The sequence below is a fragment of the Blastococcus haudaquaticus genome (genome assembly GCF_900230285.1).
Lineage (GTDB): Bacteria > Actinomycetota > Actinomycetes > Mycobacteriales > Geodermatophilaceae > Blastococcus_B > Blastococcus_B haudaquaticus.
This window is the reverse complement of the sequence record NZ_OCNK01000002.1, coordinates 187,843-210,629: the sequence shown is the minus strand read 5'-3', so window position 1 is coordinate 210,629 and position 22,787 is coordinate 187,843. Positions and strand designations below refer to the sequence as shown.

Below are 22,787 nucleotides of genomic sequence, written 5' to 3'. Positions count from 1 at the left end.
TGACCCGCTCGCATGTGACCCTGGGCACAGGAGACGAGATGGCCACGACCCGTCAGTCGGAGGGGCGCCCCTCCTCCGTGGTGGACCGGTTCCCGACCAAGTACCTGGCCGCGCCCGCGGTCCGGGACATGCCGGAACCGCCGTCCAGCTTCCGCAAGGTCATCGGGCCCGGCATCATCGCCGCCGGCGTCGGCATGGCCAGCGGTGAGTTCATCCTCTACCCGTACATCGCCTCCCAGGTCGGGCTGGTGTTCGTCTGGGCCGCCTTCGTCGGCCTGGCGACCCAGTACTTCCTCAACATGGAGATCGAGCGGTACACGCTCGCCACCGGGGAGACCGCGCTCACCGGCTTCAGCCGCTACTGGCGGCACTGGGGCCTGGTGTTCGCGATGCTGGCGTACTTCGCGAACATCTGGCCCGGCTGGGCGACCAGCTCCGCCACGCTGGTGACCTACCTGGTCGGCGGCAGCGTGGTGCCGATCGCGATCGGCATGCTGCTGGCCATCGGCCTGATCCTGACGATGGCCCCGGTGGTGTACCAGGCCCTCGAGAAGATCCAGATGGTCAAGGTGGCGGCGGTGCTGCTGCTGATCGTCGTCGCCTCGTTCGCCGCCATCGGCGCGTCGACGTGGGCCGACACACCCCAGATCATCACCGAGGCCGGGCTGCCCGCCGAGGAGCTCGGATTCGCGCTGCTCATGGGAGCCCTGGCGTTCGCCGGGGCCGGGGGCGGTCAGAACCTGTGCCAGAGCAACTGGATCCGCGACAAGGGCTTCGGCATGGGCGCCTACGTGCCGCGGATCGTCAGCCCGGTGACCGGCCACCCCGAGGCCGCGCCGTCGACCGGCTTCGTGTTCGAGCCGACCCCCGACAACCTGGGCCGGTGGCGGCGCTGGTGGAGGTTCGCCAACACCGAGCAGCTGACCACCTTCGTGCTGATCAGCTTCCTCACCATCCTCTTCACCTCCCTCCTCGCCTATGCCACGGTCTTCGGCCAGGAGGGGTTGGCCAGCGACATCTCCTTCCTCGAGGCGGAGGGCGACGTCCTCAACGACACCGTCGGTGGCTGGTTCGGCACCTTCTTCTGGATCATCGGGGCCTTCTCGCTGTTCGCGGCGGCGCTCGGCATCGTCGACTACACCAGCCGCCTCGGCGCCGACGTCCTCAAGACCGCCTACCTGAAGGACGCGAACGAGAGCAAGATCTACTTCGGCCTGGTCTGGGGCCTGGTCCTCATCGGCGTCGTGGTGCTGCTGTCGGGGCTCGACCAGCCGCTCGTGCTGCTGGTCATCGCCGCCGTCACCGGTGGGCTGATGATGTTCATCTACTCGGCCCTACTGCTGCTGGTGAACCGGCGGACGCTGCCGAAGGAGATCCGGCCCGGCGCCGGGCGCATCGCGGCGCTGGTCTGGTCCTTCCTCCTCTTCGGCTTCCTGTTCGTCCTCACCTTCAACGAGCAGATCCGCAAGCTCTTCGGTGAGTGAGCCGACGGCGGACGCGGCACAGGTCCGGGTGGTCACCGCGGGTGAGACGATGGTGCTCGTCGTCCCCACCGCTCCGGGCCGGCTCCGTCATGCGGGGGCGGTGACGCTGTCCATCGGCGGTGCCGAGAGCAACGTCGCCATCGGTCTCTCGCGGCTCGGCGTCCCGGCCGCCTGGGTGAGCGCGGTGGGGGAGGACGAGCCGGGGGAGCTCGTCCTGCACCGGATCCGCGCCGAGGGCGTGGACACCAGGGCCGTGCGGCGGGTGCCCGACCGGCCCACCGGGCTGTACCTGCGCGAGGAGGTGGCCGGCGCCCACCGGGTGTACTACTACCGGCGCGGATCGGCGGCCTCGACGCTCGCGCCGGGCGCGTTCGACCCCGCGGTCCTCGGGGGTGCCGACTTCCTGCATCTCACCGGGATCACCGGCGCGCTGTCGCCCGAGGCGGCCGAGTTCCTGCCGTGGGCGGCGCGGACCGCCCGGGCGGCGGGTGTGCGGGTGAGCTACGACGTCAACTACCGGAGCCGGCTCTGGGACGCCGCGGCGGCGCGCGCGGCGAGCGAGGCGATGCTGCCGCACGTCGACGTCCTGCTCGTCGGCGACGAGGAGGCCCGGGCCCTGTGGGGCTGGGACGAGGACACCTGCCTGGACCACCTGGCCGACCGGGGCCCCGGGGAGGTCGTGCTGAAGCTCGGCGCCCGGGGCTGCGCGGCGGTCGTGGACGGGGAGCGGCTGAGCTCTCCCGGCTTCCCGGCGCGCCAGGTCGACCCGATCGGCGCCGGCGACGCCTTCGCCGCCGGCTATCTCGCCGCCCGGCTGTGGGACATGGACCCGGCGGAGCGCCTGCGGACGGCGAACGCCATGGGCGCCTACTGCGTGCAGAGCCTGGGCGACTACGAAGGGCTGCCCAGCCGCCGCGAGCTGACCTCGTTCCTCGACCGGACCGTCGACCTCGGGAGATGACCCACCCGATGACCATGCCCCCGGCCCCAGCGGCCAGCGTCCTGCAGGGTGTCTACGCCGCCAACGTGACGCCGTTCCGCGACGACGACCGGTTCAGCATCGACGTCGACGCCTACCTGGGTCACGTCCGGTGGCTGGCCGCATCCGGCGTCACCGGCGTGATCCCGTTCGGGACCAACGGCGAGGGGCCGTCGATCGCCACGCACGAGAAGCGCGCCGTGCTGGACGCACTCGTGCCGGCGGCGGGCTCCCTGCACGTGGTCCCCACGGTCGCCGAGGGGAACCTCCCCGACACCCTGGACCTGCTGGCCTATCTGGACGACCTCCCGGTGCGGGCGGTCCTGGTGCTGCCGCCCTACTACTTCAAGCCGGTGTCGGCCGAGGGGCTGCGGCTGTTCTACGACCGCGTCCTGGCCGCCACCCGCCACCCGGTGGTCATGTACCACATCCCGAAGTACGCGGTCCCGCTCCCGGTCGACCTCGTCACCGGCCTGCCCGCGTGGGGCGTGAAGGACTCGGGCGGCGAGGCCGGCTTTGCCGAGGCGGTCCATGGCGCGGGGAAGGGGGTGCTCGTCGGCACGGAGGACGACCTTCCGGGGCGGTTGCCGACCGCCCAGGGCTCGATCTCCGCGCTCGCCAACATCGTCCCCGAGCAGGTCGTCGCGCTCTACCGGCACGTCCGAGAGGGACGCCGGGCCGAGGCGGCCGCGCTGTCCGCGCACCTGCAGCAGGTCCGGGCGATGACGAAGGAGTACGTCTCCGCCGGGGTGCTCAAGCGCGTCGCCGAGGCGCGGCACGGCCACCCGATGGGCACCGTCCGGCCGCCGCTGGAGCCCCTGCCGCCGTCGTTCGACGCGGCCGCCGCGGCCGCGCGGGCCACGACGGCGCCGACCGGCTGAGGAGCACCGGCGTGCGCGTGCTCGTCACCGACGCGGAGTACGACGTGCTGGACATCGAGGAGGAGGTCCTCGCCGCCGCCGGCCACGAGCTGGTCACCGCCCGATGCCGGACCCCGGCGGACGTCATCGCGGCGGCACGCGACGTCGACGCCGTCCTCGTGCAGTACGCCCCCATCACGGCCGGCGTGCTCGAGGCGCTGCCGGGGCTGCGGCTGGTCAGCCGCTACGGCGTGGGCGTGGACGTCGTCGACCTCGAGGCCGCCAGGGCGCGAGGCGTCTGGGTGTGCAACGTGCCCGACTACGGGACCGTCGAGGTGGCGCTGCATGCGGTCGCGATGCTGCTGGCCCTGCTGCGCGGCCTCCCGGAGCACGCCCGGAACGTCCGGGCGGGACGGTGGGACTACCGGCTCGGCGGGCAGCTCCGGCGACCGGGGGAGCTGACCCTGGGGGTGGTCGGCCTCGGCCGGATCGGACGGATGACCATGGAGCGGGCGTCCCCGTGGTTCGGGACGTGCGTGGGGTACGACCCGCACCTGCCGGACGACGCCTGGCCCGCCGGCGTCGAACGGGTCGGGCTCGAGGAGCTGTTCACCCGCAGCAACGCGGTGACCCTGCACCTGCCGCTGACCGCGGAGACGCAGGGGCTGGTCGGGACCGACCTGCTGGAGCTCCTGCCGGCCGGGGCCTACCTCGTGAACACCGCCCGGGGCGCGCTGGTCGACGTCGACGCGGTGCTCGGGGCGCTGACCGGAGGTCGGCTCGGGGGCGTGGCCCTGGACGTGCTCCCCGAGGAACCGCCGCCGGCGGACCATGCCCTGCTGACGCACCCGCTCGCCCTGGTCACCCCGCACGTCGCGTGGTTCTCCGCGGAGTCCGAGCGGGAGCTGCGCCGCAAGGCGGCGCAGAACGTCGTCACGTGGGCGCGGACGGGGCGCCCCGACCACCCCGTCGTCGAGGGTCGCTGACGGTGGGGCCTCCGGGGGACGGCGGGGGATTGCCCGCCGCCGCCGGACGCACCAGGCTCGCCCGGGATCCGGCCGCGGAGCGGACCGCGTCGGGCGAAGACATCGGAGGGGGCGCGGTGCAGACCTACGACGTCAAGAAGGAGCGCAGGGACCTCTACGCCCCGAGACGGGGCGTCATCGAACTCGTCGACGTCCCGGAGATGGGCTTCCTCATGATCGACGGGCACGGCGACCCGAACACCTCCGTGGCCTACCGGGACGCGGTCGAGGCGCTGTACACGCTCTCCTACGCGGTCCGGGCGGTCGCGAAGGCGGAGCTGGGGACGGTGCACACGGTGGCGCCGCTCGAGGGGCTCTGGTCCGCAGCGGACCTCGACGTCTTCCGGACCCGGGACAAGAGCGCCTGGGACTGGACGATGATGATCGCCCAGCCGGACTGGATCACGGCCGACATCGTCGACCACGCCCTGGGCACCGTGCGGGAGAGGAAGCAGCTGCCCGCCGCGGGTCTCGTCCGCGTCGAGCGGTATGCCGAGGGGCCGAGCGCGCAAGTCCTGCACATCGGCTCCTACGACGACGAGGGCCCGGTGCTGGCACGCCTCCACGACGACTTCCTGCCGGCCAACGGTCTCGCCCCGGGAGGCCCGCACCACGAGATCTACCTCTCGGACGCGCGGCGCACCGAGCCCGCGAAGCTCCGGACCATCCTGCGGCAACCGGTCACGGCGGCCACCCGAGCGGCCACCACCGGCGCCAGGCGGCCGGTGCGCTAGCTGGCCTCCGGCGGTCGGCGCGGCCGCGACCTGCACGTCTGGACTCAACTCCCGGTCGTGCCGGCCGTAGTCAGACGTGCGCGCCGCGGGGGCGTCGATGGACGGAGAAGCGCAGCCATGAGGATCGCGACGAACATCGCCGCGCTGAACGCCTCCCGCATGCTGTCGCTGACCGACGCCTCCCGAGCCGACGCAGTTCGTCGGCTGTCCTCGGGGCAGCGCATCACGAGCGCCGCCGACGACGCGGCGGGGCTGGCCATCTCCGAGGGGCTGCGGTCCCAGGTCCGCGGGATGGCGCAGGCCGTCGACAACGTGCAGAACGGCATCAACGTCGTCCGGACGGCGGAGGGCGCGCTGCACGAGGTCTCGGCGGTGCTGCGTCGCATGCGGGACCTGGCCGTGCAGGCAGCCAGCACCGGCGTGATGGGTGCGGACCCGACACGGGCCGTCGGCGTGGAGTTCGAGCAGCTGAAGGCGGAGATCGAGCGGGTCGCGCGCACCACCGCGTTCAACGGCATGGCGCTGCTGGACGGGAGCTACGACGGGATCCTGCAGATCGGATCCGCCCCGGGTGACACCCTGCGGATCGCCATCGGGTCCGTCGGCGAGGGGATGGGCGCCGTCGATCTCGGGCTGTCCGCGGTCCACATCACCCGGTACCGGAGCGAGGAGACGGGTGAGTGGGGGAACGGCTGGGTCGGCGTCCAGGCGGGGCGCGTCCCGGCTGTCTCCGACGACGAGGGCACCCCGGCGCCCGGCACGCTGACCCTGCACGGCGGTGACTTCGTCACCGGCGAGTACGAGGCCGGCTTCCGCGCGTTGACGGGCTGGGTGCGGTACGGCGACGACCACCTCGACCTGTCCGCCGTCGACTACTCCGGCGCGGACACCGCGCAGGAGCACCTCGACGCGCTCAACGCGGCGGCGCAGGCGGCGCTCGGCCCCGGGTTCACCCCGTTCACCGCGACCGCGACGGGGCTGACCACGACCGGCGCGACCCCCGGTCCCGGCTCGACCGCGGAGGACGCGGTCGCCGTCAGCCCCCGGTACTACGTGCATGGCGGGATGGCCGCGGTGATCCGGGCGGTCGACGCGGCCATCGGGCGGGTGTCGGAGGTGCGGGCCGACCTCGGTGCCTACGAGAACCGGCTGGAGCACACCGTCCGGCGGCTGGGCGTGTCGATCGAGAACGGGACCGCCGCCGAGTCGCGCATCCGCGATGCGGACATGGCCGCCGAGATGGTCCTGCTCAGCCGGAGCCAGGTCCTCGCCGAAGCCGGTACGGCGATGCTGGCGCAGGCGAGCAAGGCGCGGGAGAACGTGCTCCGGTTGCTGGGCTCCCCCTGAGGCCCCGTGCCTAGCGGGAGCCGGCGAAGTCGGCGGGCGTGAAACGCCCGTCGGACAGCCGCTTCTCGATCTGCTCCAGGCTGCGGCCGGTGAGCTCGGGCATGCGCCGGTAGAGGAAGACGAAGCCGGCGACGTTGAACGCGGCGTACAACCAGAAGGTCTGGCCGGTGCCGATCGTGTCGATGATGCTCAGCAACGTCAGGGTGATGAGCAGGTTGGTGCCCCACAGCGACGCCGACTGCGCGGCGGCCCCGGCCTCGCGGGTGGCGAGCGGGTAGATCTCCGACCCGGTGAGCCACCCCATGAGCTGGATGCCGCCGGCGGTGAAGGCCATGAAGACGATCAGGGTGGCGACGATGTAGGGCACCTGCGCCTCCCCGTCGTTGCCGGTGACGAAGAAGGTGCCCAGCACGATCAGCGCCAGCGCGGCGCCCGGCAGGGTGAGCAGGGTCAGCCGCCGACGGCCGACGCGGTCGATGATCGCCAGCCCGATCAGCTGGGTGATCAGGTACGTGGCGCCCAGGGCGACCGACACCCGCAGTGCCGCGCTGTCGGAGAAGCCGTTGTCGGTCAGGATCGTCGGCGAGTAGTAGACGATCATCTCGATGCCCGAGAGCTGGGTGAAGATCGCCAGGCCGCACCCGACGATCAGCGCCGGGCGGACCCAGGGCTTCCGGAGCCCCCGCCAGCCGCTGGTGCTCGCCGAGCGCTCGGCCTCGACCAGTTCCTCGATGTCGCGCAGCTCGGGGGAGACGTCGGTGCCCTGCGGGCGCACGTCCTCCAGCGCCTGACGCGCGCGGTCGTCCTGGCCGGCCTTGACCAGCCAGCGGGGGCTGTCGGGCAGGCGCAGCATCAGCAGGAGCATCAGTGCGCTCGGTACCACGGCCGCGCCGATGGCGAGCCGCCAGTCGACGCGCTCCGTCGCGCCGACGATGGTGGCGATGAGGATGCCGACGCCGATGGCGATCTGGAAGAACAGCACCAGGCGGCCGCGGTACTTCGAGGGGGCCAGCTCCGCGACGTACACCGGGGCGGTCTGCGTGGCACCGCCGACGGCGAAGCCGAGCACGACCCGGGCCACCGACAGCGTCACCGGGTTCGGCGCCAGGGATGCCGCGAGCGAGCCGACGACGAACACCGCGGCGACGATCAGCAGCGTGGTGCGCCGACCCAGCCGCTCGCTGAGCCTGCTGCACACGAGGGCGCCGATCACCGCGCCCGCCAGGATCGAGGCCGCGATCACCTGCTCCCAGCCGCTGCCGATGCCGAACTCGTCACTGATCTGCAGCAGCGCCCCGGAGATGATCCCGGTGTCGTAGCCGTACAGGAGACCCGAGATCGCCGACACCAGGGCCACGACGACGACGGCACCGGTGAGCCCACCGCCGTCGTGCTGCTCCGCGTCGCCGGTGGTCGTGGTGGACGGACTGGGGGCCTGGCCCTCGGACGCGGTAATCGGATTCTCCCGGTGGGCGTGAACGTGCGGCGTCCGCCACCGTACGGCCGCCGGCAGGAGGTCGCCTGCCCGGACCGCGCATCCCCGCTGCTCAGGCGGGTACCTGCTCGTCGAGCCAGTCGAAGATCCGCTCGCCCCGCAGTCCCGACGCCACCGGTTCGCAGTGCGAGTCCGCCCCCTCCTCCGCGGTGAACGGCAGCAGGGTGACCGGGCAGGTGAGTGCCGCGGCCAGCCGCGCGGACTGACCCGGCCAGAACTGCTCGTGCTCGGGATCGGTGATCAGCACGGGACAGGCGACCGCGGCCAGCTGCTCGTCCGTCAGCGCGTACTCGCGGGCCGCGGTGAAGAAGTCGAAGGGCGAGGTGACGCCGTACGGGCGCATCCGCCAGCGCAGCAGGGTGCGCGTGGCAGGGGAGACCTTCAGCGCCCAGGCCATGTCCGCGTCGAAATTCTCCCGGTTCCCGGCGTCGAGGAGCTTGATCAGGAAGTGGGGCAGCTGGGCGAGCATGGTGGTGGAGACGTCGACGACCCCGGGATCGGCGACCGCGGCGGCGATGCGGTGCTCGAAGGCCGCCGCGCGGGGGACCCAGTAGCCGCCCTGACTGATGCCCATCACCGCGATCCGTGCCGGGTCGACGTCCGCCCGCTTCGTCAGGTGGTCGAGGACCGGCGTGAGCACGTTCTCCCAGTCGGGGCGGAACGGCAGCCCCTGACGCATCAGCGCGGCGTTCTGGCCGGGGCCGTCGTAGGTCATCGCGTTCCAGCCGCGGGCGAGCGCGTCGGCGATGCCGCGGCTCCACGCGCCGGTCACCGAGCCGTCGCTGCCGTTCGTGTGGACGAGGGTGCGTCGGGCACCGTCGGCCGAGGCCCGGCGGAAGAAGTAGCCGGGCAGGGTGGTGCCCTCGTAGGGGATCTCGAGGCGCTCGACGGCGATGTCGCCGATCTCCGCGGTGAGGTCCACGAAGCGGTCCCACGCATCGCGGTGCCGCTCCCACAGGTCTGCGAAGCCGCCTGTGGCGTCGGCCTTGTCGGACGCCTCGGAGTAGTAGCTCGAGGCACGCAGCCAGCGGGCGGCGGCGGTGCGGACGTGGCCGGCGGCCTCGGCCGCCCGCGCCTCGGCGGCGATCCGGTCGGCCGTGGCGCCCCACTGCTCGACCCAGGCCTTCGCCGAGCGGTTGGGGATGCGGTCGACGGTCGTCAGGACCTCGCCGATGTCGGCCGCCCGGGTGTAGGCGCTGCCGAGGACGTTCTCGACGGCGAACTGGAAGTCGTCGTCGGTGAAGAAGGCGTGCACGTCGGTCTCTCCGATCCCGGGAGGCGGTGTTCCCGCCAGCTGAGCGGACTGTGCAGGTGCCGGCTCCAATGCGTCTCCAACGGCGTCGCGGGATCCCGACCGCATGCGTCCGGAGCGCCGCTCGGGTCGGCCGGGCTCAGGCGGGCACCGGCCGCCCGGGCCCGTTCGGCCTCGACGGGTTCCAGCGAGCTGGTCACCTCGGGCGGGACCCTGGCCGTCGGCCCCGTCGCCGGCCGGCGCGGGCCGTTGCGCGGGGCCTGGAGGCGGGCGGCGCAGAACGACCGGACCGCCTCCCGGTGACGTCCGCCGCGGCCTCTGGGCCGGCAGCCCGGCGTCGTCGGCGAGGATGCGGCCGTGCAGCTCACGCAGCTCGCGGCCCGGTTCGAGGCCCAGCTCGTCGAGCAGCATCGCGCGGATCCCGGCGTAGCTGCGCAGAGCCTCCTCGGTACGGCCCAGGCGGTGCTGGGCGAGCATCCGCAGGACCCACAGCCGCTCGCGCAGCGGGGTGTGGGCCAGGCCCGGGGCGATCGCGAGGAGTGCCCGCTCCGGCGATCCGGAGGACAGCAGTGCCTCGGCCTGCATCTCGCGCAGCTGGTCGCGGACCTCGGTCATCCGGGCCACCGCCGGGACGGCCCAGGGCTCGTCGTCGAAGCCGGCGTAGGGCCGGCCCCGCCAGAGACGGAGCGCCCGCTCGGTCTGCCGGAGGGCGTCGATGGTGCGGCCGGCGGCGAGCAGGTTCCGCGCCTCGTCGGCCGCGGCGCCGAACGTCAGCGAGTCGATGGTCGCGGCATCGGCCACCAGCCGGTACCCGCCGAGGTCGTGGCGCAGCACCGTCGACGGGGCGCCGCGCTCCCGGTGGGGTTCCAGTGCCTTGCGCAGCCGCCAGATGTGCGAGTCGAGGGTCGAGGACGAGCGGGCCGGGGACTGCGCCCCCCACATCGCGTCGGACAGGGCGTCGACGCCGACGTGCTGTCCGGCGTTCACGAGCAACAGGGACAGCGCGGCGCCGAGCCGGGTGCCGGCCAGGCCGACCGGGATCCCGGAGCGTTCGACCTCGAGCGGGCCGAGGTCACGGATGTGCAGAGGACCGCCGGGGGGTTCCGACAGCACCGGGGCCTCCTACCGAGCCGTCCCCGTGACGTGGTGGAGGTGGGCGTCCCCACCTCGGTCGACGTGAGCGCCGCGAGGCCGCTCGGTCACCGGGTGTCCCGATGCGTCGTCGGACCCCTGCGTACCGCATCCGACGCGACGGCGGTAGGGGGCCGGCGGCGGCGCGCCACGGGGGACCAGGGCCCGTGGGACGACGCGGTCATCGTCCGGGACCGACCGGGCCTCCGGGTGACGGCTGGGGCGACGGCTCGGCGGCGCGGCGCGCGAGCGTGACCACGAGGGCCGGCAGCACCAGCACCGTCACCGCGCCGGCACCGACGAGCGCCGCGGCGTCCTCCGAGGTCAGCGTGCCGCTGCGGACGGCGATCTCGGTGAGCGCGACGAGCACCGGCAGCGCCGTCGCGCTCACCAGAGCGCACTGGCAGCGCTCGCGCCAGGCCAGCGCTCCGCGGTGGACCAGCAGGACCGGCCCGCCCCGGACGGCCAGGAGGAGGAGCAGGAACATGACCACCGCCAGCGGGGCCTCGCCGATCGCGTGCAGGTCGAGGCTCATGCCGGAGTAGACGAAGAACAACGGGACGAAGAAGCCGTAGCCCACGGCGTCGAGCTTCGACTCCAGCAGCGGGGCGGCGGTGCCCACCCAGTGCCGGAGCACCAGGCCGGCGAGGAAGGCGCCGAGCACCGCGTCGAGGTGGAACCGGTCGGTGACGGCGACGAGCGCCAGCAGCAGCAGGATCGTGCCGCGCAGCGTGATCTGGGCGGTCTCGTTCTGCCCCGCACGGACGACGTCGGCCAGGCGGCTGCCTTCACGCACGCCGTGCCGCAGCAGCCCCAGTGCGAGGGCGAGGACCGCCACCCCACCGAGGGCGACGACGGCGCTGGCGCGGCCCTGGCTGCCGAGGAAGACGGCGATCACCAGCACCGGCAACAGCTCACCGACGCCGCCGGTGGCCAGCAGGTACCGCCCGAGCCGGCCGCGGAGGAGACCCGCCTCCCGCAGGACCGGCAGCAGCGTCCCGAGGGCCGTGGTGGTGAGGCCCAGGGCGATCGGGAGGAAGGACTCCACCACCCCGGCGGCGCCGAGGAGGCCGACGACGCCGGCTGCGAGTCCGAAGGAGACCGCCCACGCCAGCAGCGCGCGCCGTCCGGCGTCCTCCCGGAACAGCCGCAGGTCGATCTCGTAGCCGGCCAGCAGGAAGACGAAGCCGAGCCCGACGTCGGCGAGCACCCGCACGTCGGCCGGCGTGCCCAGCGCCAGGACGTCGGGTCCGATCAGGATTCCGCCGGCCAGCAGCAGCACCACCTGCGGCACCGGAAGGCGGGGGAGCAGCCCGGCCAGCACCGCCGCGATCAGCGCGACCGCGGCGACGGCGGCGAGCGTGTCGATCGAGACGACGTCGTCCACCGCTCCTCCTCACGGCCCCCGCGGCCGGCGGCGTGCGGGCCATGCTGCCGTGCGGTGCTCCAAGCGGGCGCCAACGCGTCGCGGCAGCCGGAGGCGCCGGGCGCCCTGCGCCGGCGGTTGGAGTGCGCTTGGAGAGGGCGGGGGCAGCGTGAGGAGCATGAAGCCCGCTGCCTTCGTCTCCGGATTCCTGCCCTGGATCGCGTTCACCGTCGTGGCCCACCGGCCGGCGGCCGACGCGGTGGCCTGGGGCGCCGTGCTCGCGGTGGCGATGACCGTCGTGGCGCTCGCACTCGCGGGGCGAGGGCACGGACCGGTGACCCTCGACGCGGCCTCCCTCGTGCTGTTCGCCGTCGTCGCGGTGGCCGGTTTCATCGGTGGCCGTGACGTGGACGACTGGCTCTACACGTGGGGACGGCCGCTGGTCGGGGTGGTCCTCGGCCTGTTCGTCCTCGGGACCGCGTCGGTGCGGCCGTTCACGGAGGAGTACGCGCGGCAGTCGACCCCCCGTGAGTACTGGGGATCGCCGACCTTCCGCTCCGTCAACCGGGTCATCAGCGCGGCCTGGGGTGGCGGGCTCGTGGTGATCGGGTCGGCGGGAGTCCTGGTCACGGTGCTGGACGCGCACGCCACGAGCCGCGCGTCCGGTCACCTGCTCGAACTGGCGCTGAACTGGGTCGTGCCGATCGCCGTCCTGTGGGGCCTGGCGGAGTTCACCGGGCGATATCCCGACCGGGTGACCGCGCGACGACAGGCCGCCGTGCCGGCCGACGACCGCGCCCACCGGACTGCCTGACCCCAGCGCGCGAGCGCGTGCGCGCTCCGGCAACCGGGTGCGGCACCGTCGCCGCGTCACTCCGGGGCTGCCCCCGGTGTCGGCGACGGAGCCGGGAGGAGCGCGAGCCCGGTAGCCACGGCGCCGTAGACCAGGGCCGGACCGGTGTGCGGCAGCCGCTTGCCGGCCGCCGCCCGCGCCTCGCCGTGCCGGAAGGCCCAGCGTTCCGCGATGCGCGCGCCGCTGACGGCGCACGCGAGCGCAGCGCCCACGACGCCGAACACGACGACCTTGCTCCGGAGTGGCAGCGAGCCGAGTGTCACGCCGTCGGGGTCCTGCTGCTCGCGGGACCCGGCCCATGCTGCCCGTACCTCCGGCACGGCCGCGGCGGAGGAGATCGCGACCAGTCCCGCCTTGACCCAGCCGCGCGCCCGGCGGGACGTGACGAGATCCGGCGTGGCGTAGTACGCCGTCGTGGCCGTGCCCGCGACCAGGGCCGCAACGGTTCGTGACGGCTTCGGAGGAACGTTCATGCCGCCATCCTGCCGGAGGAGGCACGGGATCCGGGTCCGGCCAGGGTCGGGCCGCCGGGTGTCCGGACGCGGCCGGGTCGGGGCCGGCCGGGCCATGCCGAGGAGCAGTCGGTCGTTGGTTCCGTCCACCGCGACGGGCAGACTGCCGACGTGATCGACGGCGGCGAGGCGACGACGGAGCCCGATACGGACCCGGGTATCGCGCTGCCCACGCAACAGGACGCCCGCGACGACGGCCGGCCCGAGCAGGGTGCACCGCTGCTGATCCCCGGGGAGACCTGCTGGCGGGTCGAGCGGGCCACCCGCTTCGGGATCTTCGTCGACGCCGCCGGCTACTTCGCCACGTTGAAGCGTGCCGTGCTCCAGGCCGAACGACGGGTGCTCTTCATCGGCTGGGACTTCGACCCGCGGATCCGGCTCGATCCCCTCGGCGGCGGCCGGCCGGAGGACGATCGGCTGGGGGCCGTCCTCGAGACGGCGGTGCAGGCCGAGCCGCGGCTGGAGATCGGGGTCCTGCAGTGGGACCTCGGCATGCTGCGCGCGCTCGGTCGGGGCCTCAAGCCCATCGTGCTCCTCGACCGCCGCACGCCCGACCGGCTCACCTTCACCGTGGACACCCACCACCCGGTCGGCGGCGCGCACCACCAGAAGATCGTCGTGATCGACGACTGCCTGGTCTTCACCGGCGGCATCGACGTCACCGCCGACCGGTGGGACACCTCCGACCACACCGACGCCAACCCGCACCGGCGCCGCCCGGCGACCGGGCGCGTCCCGGGCCGGCTGACCGGGCCCTGGCACGACGCGACCAGCATCATGACGGGGCCCGCCGCACGGGCAGTTGCCGAGCTCGCGCGCGAGCGGTGGCAGAGCGGCACCGGGGAGCGGCTCGAGCCGATCCCCGAGTCGCGGGACTGCTGGCCCCAGGACGTCGAGCCCCTGCTCACCGACGTCGACGTCGCCATCTCCCGCACCCACCCCGAGCACGGCGGGACGAGCCTGGTGCACGAGGTCGAGCTGCTGTGGCTGGCCGCGATCGCCGCTGCCGTCCGGTCGATCTACGTGGAGAGCCAGTACTTCGCCAGCCGCCGCATCGCGGAGGCGATCGCCGAGCGGCTGCGCGAGCCGGACGGGCCGGAGGTCGTCGTGCTCAACCCGTGGACCGCCGACGGGTGGCTCTCCGAGAAGGCGATGGGAACCGCGCGGGCCCGGGTCCTGGAGATCGTCCGCGAGGCCGACGTCCACGACCGGTTCCGGCTCTACACCCCGGTGACGGAGCAGCGCGAGCACATCTACGTGCACGCCAAGGTGACCGTGATCGACGACCGTCTGCTGCGCCTGGGATCGAGCAACGTGAACAACCGCTCGATGGGCCTGGACACCGAGCTCGACGTGGCGGTGGAGGCGGTCGAGGGGCGACCGGGTGCCGACCGGCTGGCCGCGACCATCGTCGGCATCCGGGACCGCCTGCTCGCCGAGCACCTCGGCTGCGAGCCGGACGAGGTCGCCGCCGCGGTCGCCGACACCGGCTCGCTCGTGCGGGGCATCGAGCGACTGCGCCGGCCGACCGGTCGCTCGCTGGTGCCGTTCGAACCGCCCGAGCTGGGTCCGGCCGACCGGGCGCTCGCCGAGTCCGAGCTGATGGACCCGGAGAAGACGCCGAACCGCTGGCGACGGGTGGAGCGGTTCTTCGCCCGCCGCCGGAAGCCGCGGAACCGGACGCGCTCCTGACGGTCGAGCTACCGGGCGGCCTGTTCCCGGAGGGGCTGACGCCCGGAGTCCTGGTGCTCCTCCTGGTGGCGGCGCTCGCGGCCGGGTGGATCGACGCGGTCGTCGGTGGCGGCGGTCTCCTGCAGCTGCCGGCCCTGTTGCTCGTTCCCGGGATGAGCCCGGTGCAGGCCCTGGCGACGAACAAGCTGGCCTCGGTCTTCGGCACCACGACCAGCGCCGTCACCTACTACCGCCGGGTGCGCCCCGACCTGCGGACCGCGCTGCCGATGGCCGGCGTCGCCCTGGTGAGCAGCTTCGCCGGGGCGTCCGTCGCCGCGGCGCTGCCGGCCGAGGTGTTCAAGCCGGTCATCGTCGTGGCACTGGTGGCCATCGCGACGTTCACCGTGCTGCGCCCGGCACTGGGGGAGGTGACCGCGTTGCGGCACACCGGGCGGCGACACCACGGCGTCGCCGCGGCGGTGGGCGGCGGCATCGGCTTCTACGACGGCGTCCTGGGCCCCGGGACCGGTTCGTTCCTCGTCTTCGCCATGGTGTCGCTGCTGGGCTACGACTTCCTCAACGCCAGCGCCAAGGCCAAGATCGTCAACGTCGCCACCAACGTCGGGGCGTTGCTCTACTTCGCGCCCTACGGAGCGGTCTTCTGGGGCCTGGGGCTCGTCCTGGGTGCCGCCAACATGCTCGGCGGCTATCTCGGTGCCCGGACGGCGACCGCCCGGGGCAGCCGCTTCATCCGGGTCGTCTTCCTCGTGGTCGTGACGGCGTTGATCGGCCGGCTGGGCTGGGACGTGTGGGTGGAGAACATCCGGCCACTGCTGGGGTGAGGCGCCGTCGGCTCACGCTCCCGGCCCCTCCCCGGCACCGCGTGGCGGTGCCGACGTCATGGCGGCGTCGACCAGCCGGACGACCAGGTCCTCGTACGACACCCCCGCCGCCGCGAACATCATGGGCACCTGGGACCGGGCGGTCATCCCCGGCATCGTGTTGACCTCGTTGAGCACGGGGCCGTCGTCGGTGAGGAAGAAGTCGACGCGCGCGACCCCGGCGCAGCCGAGGGCGTCGAACATCCGCAGCGCCGCGCGCGTCAGTGCGGCGCACTCCGCGTCGCTCAGGTCGGCGGGCACGGTGAACCGTGCGGTGCCGTCGTACTTCGTGGCGGTGTCGAACAGCCCGTCGGCGTGGATCTCCAACGGCGGCGGCGCCCAGCAGCGCCCGTCGGCCTCCCGCAGGACGGCGACGTCGATCTCGCGGCCGCGGACCACCCGCTCGACCAGGATCCGGTCGTCGTGGCGGGCCGCGGCCCGAAGCGCCACCGCGAGCCGGCCGGCGTCGCGGGCGAGCCCCACGCCGTGGCTCGACCCGGCAGAGACCGGTTTGACGACGACCGGCTCGTCGAACTCGATGCCGGCCACGTCGCCCGCGTGCACCAGCCGTCCGGGGGCGGTGGGTATCCCGATCGCCTCGGCGACGAGCTTGGTGGCCCACTTGTCCATGCCGATCGCGCCGGCCCGCGTGCCCGAGCCGACCACCGGGGTGTGGGTGAGGGCGCACAGCGCGGCGAGCGTCCCGTCCTCGCCCAGCGGGCCGTGGATCGCCGGGAAGACCACGTCGGCCCGGGCGAGCAGCGGTAGGGCCGCGACCACGGAGTCGGCCGCGTTCGCGCCCAGCGGTTCCGCCTGGTGCCTCCATCGCCCGTCGCGGCCGACGGTGACGGCGGTGACCTCGATCCCGCGGCTGCGCAGCGCCTCCTCGACGCCCGCTGCCGATCCGAGGGAGACGTCGTGCTCGGCGTTCTGCCCGCCGCCGATGACCAGCACGTGCGGGGTCATGCGACCGTCCGTCGCACGCGGGGGCCGATGCCCGTGACGACGGTGTGCGGGATGGTCCCCGCCCAGCGGGCCCAGTCGTGGACGGTCGGTGCCGCGCCACCCCGTGGGCCGAACACCGTCGCGGTCGTGCCGAGCGGGAAGGCGTCCGCACCGGTGTCGATGACGATCTGGTCCATCGAGACCCGCCCGACGACCGGGTACCGCCGTCCCCGGATCTCCACCGAGGCCGCGGAAGCGATCTCCCGCGGGATCCCGTCGGCGTACCCGAGTGGCAGGACGCCGAGGTTGGTGGGCCTCGTGGTGACGAATGCTCCGTCGTAGCCCACCGGTGTCCCCGGACCGGCGGTCGTCCGGTGCACGATCGGGGCGGTCAGCCTCGACGCGCCGTGCAGGTCGGTCGTCCCCGACGGGTCGATGCCGACGAGGCCGGCGCCCACGCGGACCATCCCGAAATGGGTGGCCGGGTCCGTCAGCGTTCCGGAGGTGGCGGCCAGGTGGGTGAGCGGCGCGCCGAAGCCCGCCGCCGTGAGCGCTCGCCCGGCGCGCCTCAGCTGCACGACGGCTGCCTCGTTCGCCTCGGGTCGTGCCCGGTCGGCCGACGGGAGGTGTCCCATGAGGCCGACGACGCGGATCCTGCCCTGTCGCTGTGCCTGCTGGGCCCGCGCGATCAGTGCCTCCCATTCGGGTGGAGGGCACCCCTCCCGCGCCATGCCGGTGTCCATGTTCAGGTGGACCCGGACGCTGCGGCAGGCGTCCGGCAGCCATGCCTCCAGTTCGTCGACGGAGCCGACCGCGACGTCGATCCGGTCCACGGCGGCGGTCTCGGCGTCCACGCCGGAGGGGTGCAACCACGTCAGGATCGGCACGGTGAGCCCTGCCGCGCGCAGCGCGGACGCCTCGGCGACGTCCGTCGTCCCGAGCCAGTCCGCGCCGGCCTCGACCGCGGCGTGCGCGACCGCGCGGGCACCGTGCCCGTACCCGTCGGCCTTGACCACCGCCATGACCCGGGCGCGGGTCCGTCGCCGGACGATCGCGAGGTTCTCCGCCACCGCCGCGGGCAGCGTCTGCAGCGTCGGCGGGACGACGCCGCCGAGGTGAGGGCGCGACCGGGCCAGGGTGCCGGTCACTGCTGCGTCCTCGGGTCGTGGGTGGGGTCGGCGTACATCCGCGGGCACCCGTGGTCGATCGCCTGGGGACGCAGTTCGTAGTGCCAGGGCTCGTTCCGGTAGATCTGGCACAGCCCGTACCCGGCGCCGTGCTCCGACAGCCAGTCCGTGGCCTCGGCGGGCCCGAGATCGACCCCGTCCCCGGTCACGTGGGTGGACGTGTCCGGGGTGGAGACCCAGCGGGCTGCCTCCTCGGCCGAGCCGTACTCGGCGATGGCCTCGCGGAGGAGTTCCTCCTGGTACTCGGGGGAGCGCCAGCCGCTGTTGACGGTGAACCGGACGCCGTCGTCCTCCGCTGTGCGCGCGGCCTGGCGGAGGGCGGCCAGGAGCGCCGGATCGAGGTTGGCCACGGCGGGTACTCCGTCGTCGAAGACGGTCACGCCGGCCGGGACGACGCCGTCGTCGACCGTCAGGCCGCCGGGGACGGCCCGCCCGGGCGCACCCGGCGGGCCGTGCGCATCGGGGACGGTGCTCCGGGCCTCCGGTGGGTGCGGGCCGGGGGTGTCGCCGAGCGCGACGAGCGGCGACGCCGTCGAGGAGGACGGGGCGGTCACCGCCTGGTACCCGAGGATCGCTCCGACGATCGCCGCGATCGCCGCGGCCAGGACGACGACGGGGGTCGATCGGCGGTGGTGGGTCGTCGTCCGTTCCTGCGTGGTGTTGGACATGCCGACAGCGAAGCCAGCGGCGTGTTGTCACCCCGTACGCGCATTTCGATACGCCGGCGATATGCACCGGCGCTCTAGCCTCGGAGCCGTGCGCGTGCTGATCGTCGAGGACGAACCCTTCCTGGGTGAGGCCATCCGGGACGGGCTGCGTCTCGAGGCGATCGCGGCCGACCTCGCCGGCGACGGGGACACCGCACTGGAGCTGCTGGGCATCAACGCCTACGACATCGCCGTGCTCGACCGCGACATCCCCGGCCCCTCCGGTGACGAGATCGCCACGCGCATCGTCGCGTCCGGCAGCGGCATGCCGATCCTGATGCTCACCGCCGCCGACCGCCTCGACGACAAGGCCTCCGGGTTCGGGCTCGGCGCCGACGACTACCTCACCAAGCCGTTCGAGCTGCGGGAGCTCGTGCTCCGGCTCCGGGCACTGGACCGCAGGCGTGCGCACAACCGACCACCCGTGCGGGAGATCGCCGGTCTGCGGCTGGACCCGTTCCGCCGGGAGGTCTATCGCGAGGGCCGCTACGTCGCGCTCACCCGGAAGCAGTTCGCCGTGCTCGAGGTCCTCGTCGCCGCCGAGGGCGGTGTCGTCAGCGCCGAGGAGCTGCTGGAACGGGCGTGGGACGAGAACGCCGACCCCTTCACGAACGCGGTCCGCATCACCGTCTCGGCACTGCGCAAACGCCTCGGTGAGCCGGGGATCATCGGCACGGTGCCCGGCGTCGGGTACCGGATCGACACGGCCCCGGGCGCCGGGCGCGCGGAACCGGGCCGTGGATAGAGATGCAGGTGGATAGAGCAGCAGGTGGATAGAGCAGCGGGTGGATAGAGCAGCGGGTGGATAGAGCAGCAGGTGGATAGAGCAGCGGGTCCCAGTGCACGCCTACGGCTCACCCTCAGCTATGCCGGCTTCCTCCTGCTCGCCGGAGGCCTGCTCCTGGCGGTCGTGTGGGTGTTCCTGCTGCGGTACGTGCCCGACGGCGTGCTCAACGTCCCGTCGCGGCCCGGTAGCGGCCCCGCGCCCTTCATCCCGAGCCGGTCGGACCTCCAGCGTGCCTTCGCGCCGAGGGCTGCGGCCGCGATGGCGTTCCTGCTCGTGCTCGGTCTGGCGGGAGGCTGGATCCTCGCCGGCCGGATGCTCGCCCCGCTGACCCGCATCACGGACGCGACGCGGTTGGCCGCCGCCGGATCGCTGTCCCACCGGATCCGGCTACCGGGCCGGAGCGACGAGTTCCGGGAGCTGGCCGACGCCTTCGACGGCATGCTCGCCCGGCTGGAGGCGCAGGTCGCCGAGCAGCAGCGGTTCGCCGCCAACGCCTCCCACGAGCTGCGCACCCCGCTGGCGGTCACCCAGACGCTGCTCGACGTCGCGCGCAAGGACCCCGGCCGCGACACCGGCGAGCTCCTCGACCGCCTCTACACCGTGAACGCGCGGGCGATCGAGCTCACCGAAGCGCTGCTCCTGCTCAGCCGCGCGGATCAACGGTCCTTCATCCGGGAGGACGTCGACCTGTCCCTCCTCGCGGAGGAGGCCACCGAGACCCTGCTCCCGCTCGCGGAGGAGCGCGGCGTCACCATCACGACCTCCGGCGGCATCACCCCCGCCTGCGGGTCGCGCGCGCTCCTGCTGCAGATGATCACGAACCTGCTGCACAACGCGATCGTCCACAACGTCCGCGAGGACGGCGCCGTGTGGATCAGGACCGGCGTCCGACCCGGCGCCGCGGTGCTCACCGTCGAGAACACCGGCGCGACGCTGACGCCCGGGCTGGTCTCGACGCTCGCCGAGCCCTTCCAGCGCGGCACCGAACGCATCCGCGGCGACCATGCGGGCGTCGGGCTCGGCCTGGCGATCGTCAAGAGCATCGTGCAGGCGCACGACGGGGAGCTCACGATCGCTCCGCGCCGAGGCGGCGGGCTCCGCATCACGGTCGAGCTGCCCTCGGCGGGCGGCCGGGGAACCGCTCCGTAGCCGTGGTGGCACGGCGCCGGCTCCGCCGATCGCTTGCGCCCCCGAGAAGTCGGGTCGGCCACCGGGACGCGGTCCGGTCTCCCGGCTCCGGTCCCCGGCCGGTTCGCCCTGCCCGCACGGCGCGAACGGGGCACCATCGCTTCGATCGACGGAGGTCCCTCCCTGTTCCTACGGGCCCGGCGAAGGAGTCGCGATGACTGAGCAGGAGCACGGCGGATTCATCCGGACGCTCGGCCGGTGGGACGTGCTGGCGGTGGCCTTCGGCGCCATGATCGGCTTCGGCTGGATCGTCCTCACGGGCGGCTTCCTCGAGGGCGCCGGCACGCTCGGGGCCGCCCTCGCCTTCGTCATCGGCGGAGTTGTGGTCGCCCTGGTCGGCCTGACCTACGCCGAGCTGGTCTCCGCGATGCCCCACGTGGGTGGAGAGCACAACTACGCCCTCCGTGCGCTGGGCAGCCGACCGGCGTTCGTGACCTCGTGGGCGCTGGTCCTCGGGTACGTCTCCGTCGTCGCGTTCGAGGCGGTCGCCCTGCCGCAGACCATGCTCTACCTCTTCCCCGACATGCTGGCCGGGCGGCTGTGGACCGTTGCCGACTACGACGTGTACGCCAGCTGGGTCGCGATCGGCGTGGGCGCGGCCGTGGTGATGACCGCGTTGAACTACGTCGGAGTCCGGCCGGCAGCGGTCTTCCAGACCGTGGCGGTCCTGTTCCTGCTCGGGGTCGGGCTCGCCCTGGTCGTGGGGAGCTTCGTCGGCGGTGACACCGCGAACATGCAACCGCTGTTCACCGGGGGCCTGGCCGGCCTGATCACGGTGCTGGTCGCGACGCCGTTCCTGTTCGTGGGGTTCGACGTCATCCCGCAGTCGGCGGAGGAGATCGACATGTCCTACCGCCGGATCGGTCAGCTGCTCCTGGTCTCCGTCGCACTGGCCGTCGGCTGGTACGTGATGATCATGCTGACGGTCGGCTCGTCGCTGCCCGCCGGCGAGCTCGCCGCCTCGGACCTGGCCGCCGCCGACGGCATGACGGCACTGTGGGGCAGCGGCCTGATGGGTGACGTCCTGGTGATCGGCGGCATCGCGGGCATCCTGACCTCGTGGAACGGCTTCCTCATCGGGGCGAGCCGACTCCTCTACGCGCTGGGTCAGTCCGGCATGGTGCCCGCCTGGTTCGGGCGGTTGCACCCACGCTTCCGGACGCCCGGCAACGCGCTCCTGTTCATCGGAGCGCTGTCGGTGATCGCGCCGTTCTTCGGACGGCAGACCCTGGTCTGGATGGTCGACGCCGGCGGGTTCAGCATCGTCGTCGCCTACGTCATGGTCGCGGTGAGCTTCGTCGTGCTCCGGCGCCGGGAACCGGACATGGACCGCCCCTTCCGCGCGCCGGGGGGCCAGACGACCGGCGTCCTCGCGGCCGTGCTGGCCATCGGCCTCGGTGTCCTCTTCCTGCCCGGGATGCCGGCGGCGCTGATCTGGCCCTACGAATGGCTGGTCCTGGCGGCCTGGTGGGCACTGGGGCTGTTCTTCCTGCTGCGCCTGCCCTCGGTCGGCCCGGGGCCGGATGCCGAGGCCCGCATCCTGGCCGCGCGCGGCCGGTGACGCCGGGGGAGTTCAGCGCGGGGAGACGCGGAAGACCGGCCAGCCGATCTCGGTGCGCCAGGCGCCCGGGTCGGCCGTGTCGCGCGGGCCCACCAGGTAGGTCTCGCGCACCGGGCCGGCCACGGCGAGCGCGTTGCCCACCACCCAGGAACCCAGCTCGCCGTAGGTGACGTCGATGTCGTGGTGCTCGCCGACGTGGGTGGTGACGGCCAGTTCGGCGGCCGGGAGGGTCACCGGGTGCACGCGGCCGCTGCGCGGGGGGCGTGCCGTCGGCCGGTACACGAGCACGTGCCCCCGGCCGTCCTCGAACAGGGCGTTGTCGTACAGCCCGCCCGGCGCGCCGGTCGGTTCGTCGACGACGGCGTCCAGCTCGGCCATGGCGCCGGCGTACCAGGCGAGGACCTGGTCGTGCGCCACGTCGTCCTCCACCGCGGCCACCGTCGTCGCCGGGACCGCGCGCAGCTCGACGGCCAACCGCGCCGGCTCGGGTCGCAGCAGGCGGCGCAGCGAGGCCACCGCGGAACGGGTGCGGTCCAGCTCCACCTCGAGACGGCGCAGGTGGTCGGCGACGAGGCCGGCACGGGCCCGCGGGTCGGGGGAGCGCAGGATGCGCTGCACGTCGGGCAGGGGGACGTCGAGCTCGCGCAGGCGGTGGATGACCTGGGCGGTCGGGATCTGGTCCGCGCTGTAGTAGCGGTAGCCGGTCACGTCGTCCACGGTCGCCGGCTCGAGCAGGCCGGCGTCGTGGTAGCGGCGCAGCGTGCGCACGCTGAGGTGGGTCAGCCGGGAGAACTCGCCGATCGCCAGCACCCCCGCACCCTG

Annotated in this window: 20 protein-coding genes; 12 read left to right on the top strand and 8 right to left on the bottom strand. The window is 73.5% G+C overall.

Annotated elements, in window-relative coordinates:
• Positions 1 to 38: 38 nt before the first annotated feature.
• From CRP30_RS07605 to CRP30_RS07580, 6 genes are all read left to right on the top strand, one after another.
• Positions 39 to 1,484, top strand: coding sequence for an Nramp family divalent metal transporter (locus tag CRP30_RS07605; protein WP_097183360.1), 1,446 nt, complete (start codon positions 39 to 41; stop codon positions 1,482 to 1,484).
• Complete coding sequence (locus CRP30_RS07600) at positions 1,477 to 2,445, top strand: sugar kinase (protein WP_235003256.1); 969 nt, start codon at positions 1,477 to 1,479, stop codon at positions 2,443 to 2,445. Before CRP30_RS07605 ends, CRP30_RS07600 begins: the two co-directional genes overlap by 8 nt.
• Positions 2,446 to 2,453: 8 nt before the next feature.
• Positions 2,454 to 3,344: a dihydrodipicolinate synthase family protein gene (locus CRP30_RS07595; protein ID WP_159961599.1), complete on the top strand. Its 891-nt coding sequence runs from the start codon at positions 2,454 to 2,456 to the stop codon at positions 3,342 to 3,344.
• 11 nt (positions 3,345 to 3,355) lie between these two features.
• Positions 3,356 to 4,309, top strand: coding sequence for a C-terminal binding protein (locus CRP30_RS07590; RefSeq protein WP_235003255.1), 954 nt, complete (start codon positions 3,356 to 3,358; stop codon positions 4,307 to 4,309).
• A 116-nt stretch (positions 4,310 to 4,425) separates the two neighbouring features.
• Positions 4,426 to 5,082 (top strand): GyrI-like domain-containing protein, encoded by a 657-nt coding sequence (locus CRP30_RS07585; protein WP_097184045.1) that lies wholly within the window; start codon positions 4,426 to 4,428, stop codon positions 5,080 to 5,082.
• Positions 5,083 to 5,199: 117 nt separating this feature from the next.
• The gene (locus CRP30_RS07580; protein ID WP_097183358.1) at positions 5,200 to 6,429 is read left to right on the top strand and encodes a flagellin N-terminal helical domain-containing protein; all 1,230 of its coding nucleotides are present in this window, start codon (positions 5,200 to 5,202) and stop codon (positions 6,427 to 6,429) included.
• A gap of 10 nt (positions 6,430 to 6,439) precedes the next feature.
• Here CRP30_RS07580 and CRP30_RS07575 read toward each other — a convergent pair whose 3' ends face one another.
• The 3 genes from CRP30_RS07575 to CRP30_RS07565 form a co-directional block, all read right to left on the bottom strand.
• Positions 6,440 to 7,885 (bottom strand): sugar porter family MFS transporter, encoded by a 1,446-nt coding sequence (locus CRP30_RS07575; protein WP_097183357.1) that lies wholly within the window; start codon positions 7,883 to 7,885, stop codon positions 6,440 to 6,442.
• 91 nt (positions 7,886 to 7,976) lie between these two features.
• A complete protein-coding gene (locus CRP30_RS07570) occupies positions 7,977 to 10,289 on the bottom strand; it encodes a BTAD domain-containing putative transcriptional regulator (protein ID WP_097183356.1) in 2,313 nt (770 codons plus the stop codon).
• Positions 10,290 to 10,488: 199 nt separating this feature from the next.
• Entirely contained in the window at positions 10,489 to 11,694 is a 1,206-nt protein-coding gene (locus CRP30_RS07565) for a cation:proton antiporter (protein WP_097183355.1), read from the bottom strand.
• Between the two features lie 157 nt (positions 11,695 to 11,851).
• Between CRP30_RS07565 and CRP30_RS07560 the strand changes: the two genes are divergently transcribed.
• Positions 11,852 to 12,487 carry a DUF3159 domain-containing protein gene (locus tag CRP30_RS07560; RefSeq protein ID WP_097183354.1) on the top strand — a complete coding sequence of 212 codons (636 nt, stop codon included), beginning with the start codon at positions 11,852 to 11,854 and terminating at the stop codon, positions 12,485 to 12,487.
• 56 nt (positions 12,488 to 12,543) lie between these two features.
• Here CRP30_RS07560 and CRP30_RS07555 read toward each other — a convergent pair whose 3' ends face one another.
• Positions 12,544 to 12,999: a hypothetical protein gene (locus CRP30_RS07555; RefSeq protein ID WP_143278418.1), complete on the bottom strand. Its 456-nt coding sequence runs from the start codon at positions 12,997 to 12,999 to the stop codon at positions 12,544 to 12,546.
• Positions 13,000 to 13,149: 150 nt separating this feature from the next.
• On the opposite strand from CRP30_RS07555, the gene CRP30_RS07550 reads away from it, so the two are divergent.
• Both CRP30_RS07550 and CRP30_RS07545 read left to right on the top strand, forming a co-directional pair.
• Positions 13,150 to 14,730: a phospholipase D-like domain-containing protein gene (locus tag CRP30_RS07550; protein WP_235003254.1), complete on the top strand. Its 1,581-nt coding sequence runs from the start codon at positions 13,150 to 13,152 to the stop codon at positions 14,728 to 14,730.
• 53 nt (positions 14,731 to 14,783) lie between these two features.
• A complete protein-coding gene (locus tag CRP30_RS07545) occupies positions 14,784 to 15,551 on the top strand; it encodes a sulfite exporter TauE/SafE family protein (protein WP_235003253.1) in 768 nt (255 codons plus the stop codon).
• Positions 15,552 to 15,563: 12 nt separating this feature from the next.
• Here CRP30_RS07545 and CRP30_RS07540 read toward each other — a convergent pair whose 3' ends face one another.
• The 3 genes from CRP30_RS07540 to CRP30_RS07530 are packed head-to-tail and all read right to left on the bottom strand — an operon-like array spanning position 15,564 to position 18,390.
• On the bottom strand, positions 15,564 to 16,556 hold the full coding sequence (locus CRP30_RS07540; protein WP_097183352.1) for a D-alanine--D-alanine ligase family protein: 993 nt from the start codon (positions 16,554 to 16,556) through the stop codon (positions 15,564 to 15,566).
• Positions 16,553 to 17,683 carry an alanine racemase gene (gene alr / locus CRP30_RS07535; protein ID WP_097183351.1) on the bottom strand — a complete coding sequence of 377 codons (1,131 nt, stop codon included), beginning with the start codon at positions 17,681 to 17,683 and terminating at the stop codon, positions 16,553 to 16,555. The genes CRP30_RS07540 and alr overlap by 4 nt, the downstream gene beginning before the upstream one ends.
• A complete protein-coding gene (locus CRP30_RS07530; protein WP_097183350.1) occupies positions 17,680 to 18,390 on the bottom strand; it encodes a M15 family metallopeptidase in 711 nt (236 codons plus the stop codon). Before CRP30_RS07530 ends, alr begins: the two co-directional genes overlap by 4 nt.
• Positions 18,391 to 18,478: 88 nt before the next feature.
• Between CRP30_RS07530 and CRP30_RS07525 the strand changes: the two genes are divergently transcribed.
• From CRP30_RS07525 to CRP30_RS07515, 3 genes are all read left to right on the top strand, one after another.
• Positions 18,479 to 19,174: a response regulator transcription factor gene (locus CRP30_RS07525; RefSeq protein WP_097183349.1), complete on the top strand. Its 696-nt coding sequence runs from the start codon at positions 18,479 to 18,481 to the stop codon at positions 19,172 to 19,174.
• A 72-nt stretch (positions 19,175 to 19,246) separates the two neighbouring features.
• Positions 19,247 to 20,365 (top strand): sensor histidine kinase, encoded by a 1,119-nt coding sequence (locus tag CRP30_RS07520; RefSeq protein WP_097183348.1) that lies wholly within the window; start codon positions 19,247 to 19,249, stop codon positions 20,363 to 20,365.
• Between the two features lie 193 nt (positions 20,366 to 20,558).
• Complete coding sequence (locus CRP30_RS07515; RefSeq protein ID WP_097183347.1) at positions 20,559 to 21,965, top strand: APC family permease; 1,407 nt, start codon at positions 20,559 to 20,561, stop codon at positions 21,963 to 21,965.
• Between the two features lie 12 nt (positions 21,966 to 21,977).
• Here CRP30_RS07515 and CRP30_RS07510 read toward each other — a convergent pair whose 3' ends face one another.
• Positions 21,978 to 22,775 (bottom strand): MerR family transcriptional regulator, encoded by a 798-nt coding sequence (locus CRP30_RS07510; protein ID WP_097183346.1) that lies wholly within the window; start codon positions 22,773 to 22,775, stop codon positions 21,978 to 21,980.
• Between the last annotated feature and the right edge of the window lie 12 nt (positions 22,776 to 22,787).

Excerpts from the sequence above, each read along its gene's own strand:
- CRP30_RS07515 (WP_097183347.1), top strand. The coding sequence starts at position 20,559 with ATGACTGAGCAGGAGCACGGCGGATTCATCCGGACGCTCGGCCGGTGG.
- CRP30_RS07580 (WP_097183358.1), top strand. The coding sequence starts at position 5,200 with ATGAGGATCGCGACGAACATCGCCGCGCTGAACGCCTCCCGCATGCTG.
- CRP30_RS07595 (WP_159961599.1), top strand. The coding sequence starts at position 2,454 with ATGACCATGCCCCCGGCCCCAGCGGCCAGCGTCCTGCAGGGTGTCTAC.
- CRP30_RS07530 (WP_097183350.1), bottom strand. The coding sequence starts at position 18,390 with ATGTCCAACACCACGCAGGAACGGACGACGACCCACCACCGCCGATCG.
- CRP30_RS07540 (WP_097183352.1), bottom strand. The coding sequence starts at position 16,556 with ATGACCCCGCACGTGCTGGTCATCGGCGGCGGGCAGAACGCCGAGCAC.
- CRP30_RS07560 (WP_097183354.1), top strand. The coding sequence starts at position 11,852 with ATGAAGCCCGCTGCCTTCGTCTCCGGATTCCTGCCCTGGATCGCGTTC.
- CRP30_RS07555 (WP_143278418.1), bottom strand. The coding sequence starts at position 12,999 with ATGAACGTTCCTCCGAAGCCGTCACGAACCGTTGCGGCCCTGGTCGCG.
- CRP30_RS07605 (WP_097183360.1), top strand. The coding sequence starts at position 39 with ATGGCCACGACCCGTCAGTCGGAGGGGCGCCCCTCCTCCGTGGTGGAC.